Origin of the sequence: uncultured Tateyamaria sp. (assembly GCF_947504105.1) — a bacterium.
Lineage (GTDB): Bacteria > Pseudomonadota > Alphaproteobacteria > Rhodobacterales > Rhodobacteraceae > Tateyamaria.
Genome location: NZ_CANNGP010000078.1, coordinates 1 through 10,485 on the forward strand (window position 1 = coordinate 1; position 10,485 = coordinate 10,485).

9 protein-coding genes are annotated in these 10,485 nt (G+C 58.0%); 3 read left to right on the forward strand and 6 right to left on the reverse strand.

From position 1 onward, the window contains the following. Window positions 1-132 precede the first annotated feature (132 nt). The 5 genes from Q1A75_RS22650 to Q1A75_RS22670 form a co-directional block, all read right to left on the reverse strand. The gene (locus Q1A75_RS22650) at window positions 133-1,233 is read right to left on the reverse strand and encodes a flagellar basal body P-ring protein FlgI (RefSeq protein ID WP_299555796.1); all 1,101 of its coding nucleotides are present in this window, start codon (window positions 1,231-1,233) and stop codon (window positions 133-135) included. Then, the gene (locus tag Q1A75_RS22655; protein WP_299555795.1) at window positions 1,230-2,237 is read right to left on the reverse strand and encodes a flagellin; all 1,008 of its coding nucleotides are present in this window, start codon (window positions 2,235-2,237) and stop codon (window positions 1,230-1,232) included. Before Q1A75_RS22655 ends, Q1A75_RS22650 begins: the two co-directional genes overlap by 4 nt. 2 nt (window positions 2,238-2,239) lie before the next feature. Continuing rightward, on the reverse strand, window positions 2,240-3,694 hold the full coding sequence (gene flgK / locus Q1A75_RS22660) for a flagellar hook-associated protein FlgK (protein ID WP_299555792.1): 1,455 nt from the start codon (window positions 3,692-3,694) through the stop codon (window positions 2,240-2,242). Window positions 3,695-3,733: 39 nt separating this feature from the next. Continuing rightward, a complete protein-coding gene (locus Q1A75_RS22665) occupies window positions 3,734-5,035 on the reverse strand; it encodes a flagellar hook-basal body complex protein (protein ID WP_299555790.1) in 1,302 nt (433 codons plus the stop codon). A 98-nt stretch (window positions 5,036-5,133) separates the two neighbouring features. After that, a complete protein-coding gene (locus Q1A75_RS22670) occupies window positions 5,134-5,973 on the reverse strand; it encodes a flagellar motor protein MotB (protein ID WP_299555788.1) in 840 nt (279 codons plus the stop codon). Window positions 5,974-6,104: 131 nt separating this feature from the next. Between Q1A75_RS22670 and Q1A75_RS22675 the strand changes: the two genes are divergently transcribed. Further along, window positions 6,105-7,319 (forward strand): MFS transporter, encoded by a 1,215-nt coding sequence (locus Q1A75_RS22675; protein WP_299555779.1) that lies wholly within the window; start codon window positions 6,105-6,107, stop codon window positions 7,317-7,319. Between the two features lie 84 nt (window positions 7,320-7,403). Here the strand turns inward: Q1A75_RS22675 and Q1A75_RS22680 are convergent, their stop codons facing one another. Continuing rightward, window positions 7,404-8,327: a rhodanese-related sulfurtransferase gene (locus tag Q1A75_RS22680; protein ID WP_299555797.1), complete on the reverse strand. Its 924-nt coding sequence runs from the start codon at window positions 8,325-8,327 to the stop codon at window positions 7,404-7,406. Between the two features lie 87 nt (window positions 8,328-8,414). Between Q1A75_RS22680 and pncA the strand changes: the two genes are divergently transcribed. Beyond that, window positions 8,415-9,011: a bifunctional nicotinamidase/pyrazinamidase gene (gene pncA / locus Q1A75_RS22685; protein ID WP_299555777.1), complete on the forward strand. Its 597-nt coding sequence runs from the start codon at window positions 8,415-8,417 to the stop codon at window positions 9,009-9,011. A 59-nt stretch (window positions 9,012-9,070) separates the two neighbouring features. Further along, a complete protein-coding gene (gene pncB, locus Q1A75_RS22690) occupies window positions 9,071-10,363 on the forward strand; it encodes a nicotinate phosphoribosyltransferase (protein WP_299555775.1) in 1,293 nt (430 codons plus the stop codon). The last annotated feature ends 122 nt before the right edge of the window (window positions 10,364-10,485 follow it).

Sequence of the window (10,485 nt, forward strand, 5' to 3'; positions counted from 1 at the left end):
GTTTCTTCATTCTGGATCGTCACTTTCATCATGCGATCCACCTTAACGACCGGTCCGAAATTCCGCGACCACCTCTCTGAACCTGTGCTGCTGGTTCAAAGAAAGAAAAGATATCTGCCTTGTATGCATGCACTATCTCACAACGAATTCGGCGTGAAGCGCTCCGGCTGCTTTGATACTTTTCAAGATGTCAATCATATCACGGGGCGAAACGCCAAGTGCATTGAGGCCTGCAATCACCTGTGACAGCGATGCACCTTCGGGGATTTCTGCAAGGCCGGGACCATCATCCTCTTGCAGGTCAGCAGTTGTCCTTGGAACCACCACGGTTTGGCCGTCAGCGAAGGGATTGGGTTGTACGGCCAGCGGTTGCTCTTGGACACGCAACGTAAGGTTGCCCTGTGAGACTGCAACGCGCGAGATCCGAACCTCATCGCCCATTACGATTGTTCCCGAGCGTTGATCGACCACAACACGAGCTTTTCGTTCCGGTTCAACCGCTATATTCTCAATCCGCCCAAGCGCATGCGCAACGGATCTGGCGCGTGTCTGGGGGACGTTCAATGAAACTGTGCCAGAGTCCAGCATTGTTGCCACGGGTTGTCTAAAGACCGCATTGATGGCTTCTTCAATTCGTGCAGCTGTCGTGAAATCAGGATCACGAAGCGCGAGGCGCATGTCGGTCAAGCTGCTGAGTTCAAAGTCGATCTCACGTTCAATGCGCGCCCCGGATGGGATAATGCCGGATGTTGGCACGCCCTGCGTAACTCGGGCGCCATCTCCTTCAGCGACTGCACCTCCAGCGATTATCGTGCCTTGCGCGACTGCATAGATTTCACCATCTGCTGCATTCATCGGGGTCATGACCAGTGTTCCACCCAGTAGGCTCTTAGCGTCACCAATAGCTGAAACAGTGATGTCAATCTGGCTGCCGCTGCGTGCAAAGGGTGGTAAGGTCGCGGTCACGATGACGGCGGCGACGTTTTTTGGGCGAAACTGCTCTCCGGTGACATTTACGCCCAACCGTTCAAGAATGTTCGTCATAATGTCTTCGGTGAAGGGCGCGTTTCTTAGTCCGTCTCCGGTTCCGTCGAGTCCTACGACAAGGCCATATCCGACAAGGTCATTGCCGCGGACACCATCAAAGTCGACCAGATCCTTGATGCGAATTGGACCCGCTGCCGTGACGGTAGCGACGAACAACGCGAACAGGCAGACAAGGGCGCGTATCATCTGATGAAATTGACCAATGAGAGGTCGGACATGCGCGATGTGATAGTGTATAGGCTTTGAAGCTGAAATTGAACTGCCTCCAATTGAGTTGCTGTATCGTACGGGTCGGCTTTCAGAAGTGCGCTCTTTGCGAGCCGTAGAGACGTATCGCGGGCGGCGTTCCGGGTTGCGACTGTATCAATTCGTGCCTCGGCAGCGCCCAAGTTGCCTTGAGTTGCGGTCAGTTGTGCTTTCGTCTCGAAGAGGTTGATACCAGCTGTTTCCAGCAGTGCCCGCCGGTCTTCCGCCGACAGGTTCAAGCCGTTGTCGGCCGCAACGGCTGCGAGAGTGACACCCTTGAACAAGTCGCGAAATACTTGATCATCCGCTTTCAGGTCCACCGCGACCTTTTCATCTTCTGCCAATTGAAATGGCGCAATTGAGGTGTTGGATCCAGTATATGCCGACGCACGAAAACCAGCCGGATCGTCAAACCATTGGTCTACAGCGGCTTCGATATCAGACGGGGTTGTATTGCCGGCGATGGCCGCCCGCAAATCAGCTAGGATTACGTCAGAGCTGGCCAAGGCCGGTTGGTCAGTTGCGGCACCTGCAAAGATAGACCGTCCTGCACTGGATGTGTTGAGAGCGGATACGAGGCTGCGCAATTCACTTTCCGCAGCGGCCGACATTTGGTCAAGAACTGGCCCGATGGCGCTGGCCGCTACCGTCAACAGGTCTGTGCTGAGCTGGCTTACCCCTGCGTCCATGTGATCAAGCGCGTTTTGCACCGAGGATGCAAATTGCGCGGCTTCGGTACCTGCGACCTTGTAAGCAGAGAGGTTCCGCAAATCGCTTTCTATGTCCGACAGGTAGCCGACATTGCCGGCAAGCACGGACTTGACGTCGCTCACCTGTCCACTCGCCAACTCCTCGGTCAGACGGACCATATCTGCCTTGATGGCCGCACCGCGCCGTTGCAACATGAATGTCTGTGCGAGATCGCCCAATCCATAACTGTTCATCGTCAAATCCTCAGAAGGGTGTCGAACATCTCGTCAACCGTTGAAATAACGCGCGCATTCGCTGCGTAAGCTTGTTCCAGGATTATCAAGTTCTGGATTTCTACATCGGTGTCGACGCCATCTGCCAACTCGATTTGCCTGAGTTCAGAGAATTGAGCCGATGCGAAAGACAGTTGCTGGTCTTCTCTGAGCCTCTCTATCCCGACTTGGGACGACATACTTGCCACGACCCCGGCCAAGTTGAGTGAAGATGATCCAAATGATCCGGATGCCTGTGGGCGGGTTGCATCCAACACATCGGTCAAAGCAATTAGGAGTGTTGCGTCACCGGCATCGCCCGGTGCTGCTGCGCCCAGACCGTCGCGGATGCGCCAGGTTTCGCCGCCTTGGTCGGGGTCCACCAAGGTATTGAGGGACAAACGGTTGGCCAGGCCAACTTCGGACGCCGGATCCAATGGGTTGTCCGCATCTGTGAACAGTCCTGCATCACCGACCGCAAGAGTTGGATCAACGGTGCTGTCTTCAAAGCGTTCGATCAGGTCGCGGGCAAGGGCGTCGATCTGCATTTGGGCGTTCGGGGCAATTTCGTCCCGTATTTCGAATTGTGCGCCCAACGTTCCGCCGTGCAAGCGACCATTTGTTGAAGATGTGTTGACCGAAACCCCGTTGAGCGTGAGGCCGGAGAGTGTTCCATCTTCAAGAGACTCGTATGGGGTGACAAGATGGGCAGCGTCAAAACCAACTTCGACCGCTTGGCCTTCGAGAAGGATTGCACCGCCAGTGGAGTACAGCGAAACAGCGCCGCGATCTCGCGGTATTGTCCGCAGTGGCACCATCTCACTGATCTCGTCAATCAGCTGTTGGCGCTGATCTTGAAGCGCGGCCACATCGGCGCCGCTGGAATTGCTTGCCACAATGTGTGCGTTCAGCGTTTCAACTCCTTGGAGGGCATCGTTCAGCCGCTTTACCTGCGTATCAATGCTGTGGTCGGCTTGCGAGCGCGCATCCTGAATGCCTTGGGCCACAGAGTTGACTGATTTGGTCAAGTCTTTGGCTGCGAAGACCGCCGCGGTTAGACGTTCGGCAGCGTCGGGTCTGCTGCTCGCCGTGATCAGGCTTTGTTCGAAATCCGAAATACGTGCGGCCAGCGATCCAGGCGTGTCTGGAGTTCCGATTAGGTTTTCTATATGCGTCAGTGCCGCTGTTGTTTCGCTGCGGTATCCGGTTTCAGCCCCGGCAATCCGTCTGTCGTTGATGATTTGCTGGTCGACGTGCCGGGTCACCCCGTTGATCCGAACGCCAACCGCCCCGCCGCCACTCTCAGACGAAATAGAGAGCGTCCGGCGCACATATCCTGCAGTGTTTGCGTTCGCAATGTTCCCTGATACGACTTCCGAGCCGCGGCTTGCCGCTCGGATACCAGACATGGCTGAGGAAAGTGCACTGGTCAGTGACATGCTGCCTACTCCCGCTTGCGTTTACCTAAATCGACGGTGTCATCGTTTGATGTTGGTGGTTTCCTGCAACATCTCGTCCACAGTCTGGATGACCTTGGCATTTGACGAATACGCCCGCTGTGTCTGGATCATGGCGGTCAACTCGCCAGCAACATCAACGGCGGATTCCTCGCGCGCATAAGAGACGATATCCCCGGTCGGCCCGTCACCTGCATCCCATAGGAAAAAGCTCCCGCTGTCGGGGGAGGGCAGATATGTCTGCTGATCCAGGGCCACCATGCCGTTCGGATTGGGAAGGTCGACCAGCGGGATCTGAAAGATTGTCCTGCTGATTCCAGTGTCAAAGAAGGCTGTCACAAAGCCGTTCGCATCTACTTCCACACTTGTCATATTGCCCACCGGAGACCCGTCTTTTGAGATCGACAGCGGCGCAAAGCTGTCTGACAGCTGTGTGAGACCATCACTTTCGCCCAATTGCCCGATATTGATTTCCAGGGGGCCACCCTCGGCATTGATGACGATATTGCCGGTGGCCGGATCATAGGCTCCGCCGCTTGTCGTTGTGACTGACGCCAATGTGCCGCCAGCAGTCCGGCTGTCATCAAACGTCAGAACGTATTCTCCGACCACTGCCCCGCCCAGGGCTGAGTCGGTCAATTGCATCGTCCATTCATTTGATGTGCCCGTGCCTGGAACCGTCGGTGTGAAACTCACGTTGATGGTTTCAGATGTGCCCAGGTTGTCGAAATACTCGATGGATAGGTACTGTGCTTCCCCCGCGGAGCCGGCATCTGTATCGGTGGCCGGCAGATTTACCCCAAGCGACATCGCTGTTGTCGGTTCGCCCGAAAACTGGTTCACATTGATTTGCACAGGCTGAAGCCCATCCGATGTATCCCGTGGGAACGTTGGCACTGTCCCATCGGCGAGAGCGGGCCAGCCAAGCAGAACAAGCCCTGAATCAGACCGCAGATAGCCCTGCGCATCAGTGCGGAACGAGCCGGTTGTGGTCAGCAACATCTGGCTATTGCCGTTCGACACGTTCACATCGCTGCTTTGCGCGACAGGCAGCATACCCCGTCCGCGCACGGCAAGGTCTGTTGCATTCGACGTCGATACCAGAGACCCGCGCTGATCAATCAGCCGCGAAGTCGAGGCACGAACTCCCCCGGCGGAGTAGCTTCCACCGCTGGACGAAACGACAAGCGACTGAAAATCAGTCTGAACACGTTTGTACCCGTAGGTCGAAGAGTTCGCGATATTGTCTGAAATGGACGCAAGCCGCGTCGCGTTTGCCTGTAGCCCTGCAACACCTGCGTTGAGCGAGGAAGAGATTGTCATGGACACGCCTTTCTGCTGTACCGACCGAATTTGGACAACAGATAGGCGGGCCGCCTTAACGCAGGGCTAACAGATAAAATCCAAGCTATTCCTGCCAATCACTCCCTCAGGAAAATCACCTCCAGCCGGTTGTTGCGAACGGCCATCGGGTTCTTGACGGCGGCCTCGCGGTCCGCGTGCCCGGTGACTCGTTCGATCCGCTCGCTTGGCACCCCTGTTTGTTTCAAAAGCCTACGCATGGCATCCGCCCGCGCCACGGACATCTTCCAGGTTGATCGTTCTGCAATGACAATAGGTTGCGCCTGTACATGCCCTTCAACTGCAATATCGTTTTCGACTGTCCGGGCGGCTTCCATGATCAGTCTGGACAGATCCCGCAACAAAGGCGTTGGGATATCGGTGCCTTCTTCGAACAACGGGGTATCCTCGAGCGCGAATATCTCGACCACCAGGCCCTCATCGGTCAGACGGGTCACGATGTGTCTGAGGTCATTGTCCATGACCTTCGTTTCGCCGCCTTTGCCCAGCAGTTGAGCTTCAAGTGACTCAAATACTTCATCCTGTGCCGCTGTGAGGTCACCCTGATCACCTAATCCGGTGTCGCCACGTGCCTGCTTGGACTCAGTTGGACGCTTTGATGATGCGCCCGTACCGTTCTGAGGCAGCGTTACCTCGGAAAACACGCTGTCGCCGCCAAACGCACCATCCCCACCGCCGGAAATGCGGTTGATGGGAATCGTCGGCGAAAAGTAGTCCGCGATCCCCTTGCGTTGCTTTTCGGTTGTTGCATTCAGCAGCCACATCAACATGAAGAAGGCCATCATAGCGGTCACAAAGTCCGCATAGGCCACTTTCCAGGCGCCACCATGGTGACCACCGCCGCCTGACACCTTCTTTTTCTTGATGATGATTGGCCGCGCATTGGCTTGCGCGCTCATTTCCCACACCTCATTTTCACCCGATCCGAGGCGTATCACGCAGCATGTTACGGCTGGCTTAACACATAGAATTGTCGACAATTTGCGGCCCATGGTCTTGTGCCGGAGTTCAGGCAGTGCGCAGATATGACATGACCTCTTCCTTGCATGATAGCCGGTATGCGTGGCTGCGGCTTGCGCTGACCCTTGCCATTGCGATGGTCGCCAATGTGGGCATGTGGGCCATCATCGTGATCATGCCTGCCGTTGAAGCAGAATTCGGCGTCAGCCGGGCGTCGGCAAGCCTTCCATATACCCTGACAATGATCGGATTTGCCGTGGGCAACTTTGTTGTCGGACGGGCTGTCGATACCTGGGGTGTGTCGCGTGTTCTTGTTGTCTGCGCCATCGCCATCGCGAGCGGGTACGGGTTGGCGACACTCAGCGGGTCCATCCTAAGCCTTTCCATGGCGCAATTGCTGATCGGGTTCGGAACGTCTGTAGGCTTTGGTCCGTTGATTGCCGACATCTCGCACTGGTTCCTCAAACGGCGCGGCATTGCCGTGGCGATTGCCGCCAGCGGGAATTATCTGTCTGGCGCCATCTGGCCGATCCTGCTTGCAGACATTCTTGAAGATCAGGGATGGCGCGCGGCCTATGCGGTGCTGGCCATGTCCACGCTCGCCGTGGTCATCCCGCTGGCCTTTGCATTGCGCCGCCAGGTTCCGGACAGCGCTCACCAATTGGCCGAAGCCGCGTCGAGTGCGAATGCGGTCTCATCCGGCCTGTCGCCGCGGGCATTAAGCTGGCTTCTCGGCCTTGCGGGTGTGGGGTGCTGCGTTGCGATGTCCATGCCGCAAGTGCACATTGTCAGCTATTGTGTTGACCTTGGGTACGGCCCTGCCGTTGGGGCGGAAATGCTGGCGCTCATGTTGCTGGGCGGAGTTGGGTCACGCTTGGTCTCAGGTTTTCTGGCTGACCAGTTGGGGGGTGTTAAGACACTGCTTCTGGGGTCTGTCCTGCAATGCATTGCGTTGCTTCTGTACCTACCGTCGGATGCGCTGATCTCGCTCTATGTCGTCAGCTTGATCTTCGGGCTCAGTCAGGGCGGAATCGTGCCCAGTTACGCTGTGATCGTGCGGGAATACATGCCCGCACGAGAGGCCGGCGCGCGGGTCGGGTTTGTCATGATGGCAACCATTCTTGGCATGGCGCTGGGCGGTTGGATGTCGGGCTGGGTCTATGATGTGACCGGCAGCTACCAGATGGCATTCTGGAACGGGATCGCCTGGAACGGGTTGAACATTGCCATCATGCTCTGGTTGCTCAGCCGCAGCAGATCCCAAGGGATGTTGCGCACAGCATGACCTACGGTGCGATAGGGGCGCTTGCGCTGTCGCAGCTGCGCTTCGGCTACTAATCCCGTAAGGTGGACGTGTCGTCCGCCCGCGTCAGCCCTTGTCAGGCACCATGGGACCGCTGAGGTGATCTTCTCCCCGAATGCGGGCCAGTTCGATCTGTTTCTGGCGTTCGCGAAAGCGGGCTTTGTCCTCGTCGCTGGTCTCATCCACGCAGTGGTGGCAGCTGACGCCTGCCTCGTATTCCGGACGGGCTTGATCAGCGGGCAGAATGGGCCGACGGCAGGCGTGGCACAGCTGATGCGGCCCCACCTCAAGCCCGTGCCAAACGCTCACGCGCCCATCAAAGACAAAGCATTCGCCCTGCCACGTGCTGTCCTGCGCGGATACCTCTTCGAGGTATTTCAGAATGCCACCCTTGAGGTGAAACACATCTTCCACACCCTGACCCAGCAGGTAGTTGGTCGATTTCTCGCACCGGATGCCCCCCGTGCAGAACATCGCCACCTTCTTTTTATGAAAACGGTGTTTGTTCTCCTCCCACCACGCGGGGAATTCCCCAAAGCTGCGGGTGTGCGGGTCAACGGCGCCGTTAAAGGTGCCAATGGCCACCTCGTAGTCATTGCGGGTGTCGATGACGGCCACATCCTCGCGCCCGATCAGGTCGTTCCAGTCAGCCGGATCGACATAGTGACCGACACGGGCGGCAGGATCGACATCGGGTTGCCCCATAGTCACGATCTCGCGCTTCAGGCGTACCTTCATCTTGCCGAAAGGTGGGGTTTTGCTGGTGCTTTCCTTCCACTCCAGATCGACGCAACCGGGCAGGGCGCGGATGTGGACCAGCACCGCATCTATCCCGGCACGCGGTCCGGCAATGGTGCCATTGATCCCCTCGGGTGCCAGAAGCAACGTGCCCTTCACGCCCTGCCCGCAACACAGTGCGGCCAGCGGCCCCTTGATCGCAGCAGGGTCATCGAAGCGGGTGAAGTGGTAAAGGGCGGCAATGATGTACATGGCCGCGAAATAGGCGATGGGTGTGCCCTTGCGCAAGGGGGCGAGCGGGTGTCACAACGTCGCCAGACAACGCAAGGAGGCTGATCCATGACCCGCGCCCTTATCGTGATTGACGTGCAGAACGACTTTTGTCCCGGTGGCGCGCTTGCCGTGCCCGGCGGGGATGACATCGTGGCGGGCATCAATGCGCTGATGGCCGACTATGACGCGGTTGTTCTGACACAGGATTGGCACCCGACTGGACATTCTTCCTTTGCATCATCCCATAATGGCAAAGCCCCGTACGAGATGATCGACATGCCTTACGGCCCGCAGGTCCTGTGGCCAGATCACTGTGTTCAAGGAACGGAGGGTGCCGCCTTTCACGCTGACCTGAACACGAACCGTGCCGACATGATCGTGCGCAAGGGATACCGCCCGGCCATCGACAGCTACTCGGCCTTCTTTGAAAACGACCACGAAACGCCCACGGGGCTGGAAGGATACCTGCGCACACGCGGGATCACCGACCTGACTATGGCAGGGCTGGCAACGGACTTCTGTGTGAACTTCTCGGCGGTGGATGCGGCTAAACTGGGGTTCAATGTGACGGTGCAGACGGACCTATGTCGCGCCATCGATCTGGATGGGTCGCTGGTAGCAGCACAATCCGGCATGACAGGGGCTGGCGTCACGCTGGCCTGACTTGCCCCCGTGCGCCGGAATGGGGCACAACAGGCCACCAAAGCCAAGGAAGCGCGCCCATGGTCGACATCGCCACCCGTGTCTGGAACCACAAATGGAAGATTGACCCGATCGTGCGGTCGCTCATCGACACGGATTTCTACAAGCTGCTCATGTGCCAGTCAGTGTTCCGGAACAAGCCTGACACGCAAGTGACATTCTCCCTCATCAACCGATCCAAACACGTCCCCCTCGCCAAGCTGATCGACGAGGGCGAGCTGCGCGAACAACTCGACCACATCCGCTCGCTGTCCCTGCGCCGAGGCGAAAGCACGTGGATGCGCGGCAACACGTTCTACGGCAAACGCCAGATGTTCACGCCTGAGTTCATGGACTGGTTCGAGGCACTGCGCCTGCCCGCCTACCACCTCGAACGGCGCGACGATCAGTACGAGTTGACCTTCGAAGGGTCCTGGCCCGAAGTCATGCTGTGGGAAATCCCAGCGCTTGCGGTTCTGATGGAGCTGCGCGGGCGGGCCGTCCTGAACGAAATGGGCAAGTTCGAGCTCGAGGTCCTCTATGCCCGCGCCATGACCAAGCTCTGGGAAAAGATCGAACGCTTGCGCGGCCATAACGGGTTGCGCGTGGCCGATTTTGGCACGCGACGGCGGCACTCCTTCCTATGGCAGGATTGGTGCGTGCAGGCCATGGGCGAGGGGCTGGGTGCGCAATTTGCAGGAACCTCGAATTGCCTGATCGCCAAGAACCGCGATCTGGAGGCTATCGGCACCAACGCGCACGAGCTGCCGATGGTCTATTCCGCATTGGCACAAACCGACGATGCGCTGGCGCAGGCCCCCTATGACGTTCTGAGCGACTGGCACGACGAACATGACGGCAACCTGCGGATCATCCTGCCCGACACCTATGGCACCGAAGGGTTTTTGGCCCACGCCCCCAACTGGCTGGCGGGCTGGACGGGCATCCGCATCGACAGCGGTGATCCGGCAACGGGGGCCGAAGTGGCGATCAAGTGGTGGCAGGACCGGGGCGAAGACCCGCGCGAAAAGCTGGTGATCTTCTCGGACGGGCTGGACGCGGACAAGATCATCGAGCTGCACCAGCAATTCGCAGGCCGGGTCAAAGTGTCCTTCGGCTGGGGCACCATGCTGACCAACGATTTCAAAGGCCTGACCCGCGACGACCGCCTCGCCCCCTTTTCACTGGTGTGCAAAGCGGTGTCGGCCAATGGGAGGCCCACGGTCAAGCTGTCGGACAACCCCAACAAGGCGATGGGGCCGGAGGCCGAGATCGAACGGTACAAGCGGGTGTTTGGGGTTGGGGAGCAAAGGGCGCTGGAGGTTGTGGTTTAGGAGCGCATTGAACGCGCCGAGCCGACAATTGTGACAAGCACGCAATTGTCCGTCGTCATGGTTTTTGGGGCCAATGGCGGTCTAAACTAAGAGAGAGTTTGGCTCATCTGATTGGTTTGATT

Coding starts and splice junctions, on each gene's coding strand:
- Q1A75_RS22655 (WP_299555795.1), bottom strand. CDS start 2,237: ATGAACAGTTATGGATTGGGCGATCTCGCACAGACATTCATGTTGCAA.
- Q1A75_RS22665 (WP_299555790.1), bottom strand. CDS start 5,035: ATGACAATCTCTTCCTCGCTCAACGCAGGTGTTGCAGGGCTACAGGCA.
- flgK (WP_299555792.1), bottom strand. CDS start 3,694: ATGTCACTGACCAGTGCACTTTCCTCAGCCATGTCTGGTATCCGAGCG.
- pncA (WP_299555777.1), top strand. CDS start 8,415: ATGACCCGCGCCCTTATCGTGATTGACGTGCAGAACGACTTTTGTCCC.
- Q1A75_RS22675 (WP_299555779.1), top strand. CDS start 6,105: ATGACCTCTTCCTTGCATGATAGCCGGTATGCGTGGCTGCGGCTTGCG.
- Q1A75_RS22670 (WP_299555788.1), bottom strand. CDS start 5,973: ATGAGCGCGCAAGCCAATGCGCGGCCAATCATCATCAAGAAAAAGAAG.
- pncB (WP_299555775.1), top strand. CDS start 9,071: ATGGTCGACATCGCCACCCGTGTCTGGAACCACAAATGGAAGATTGAC.
- Q1A75_RS22680 (WP_299555797.1), bottom strand. CDS start 8,327: ATGTACATCATTGCCGCCCTTTACCACTTCACCCGCTTCGATGACCCT.
- Q1A75_RS22650 (WP_299555796.1), bottom strand. CDS start 1,233: ATGATACGCGCCCTTGTCTGCCTGTTCGCGTTGTTCGTCGCTACCGTC.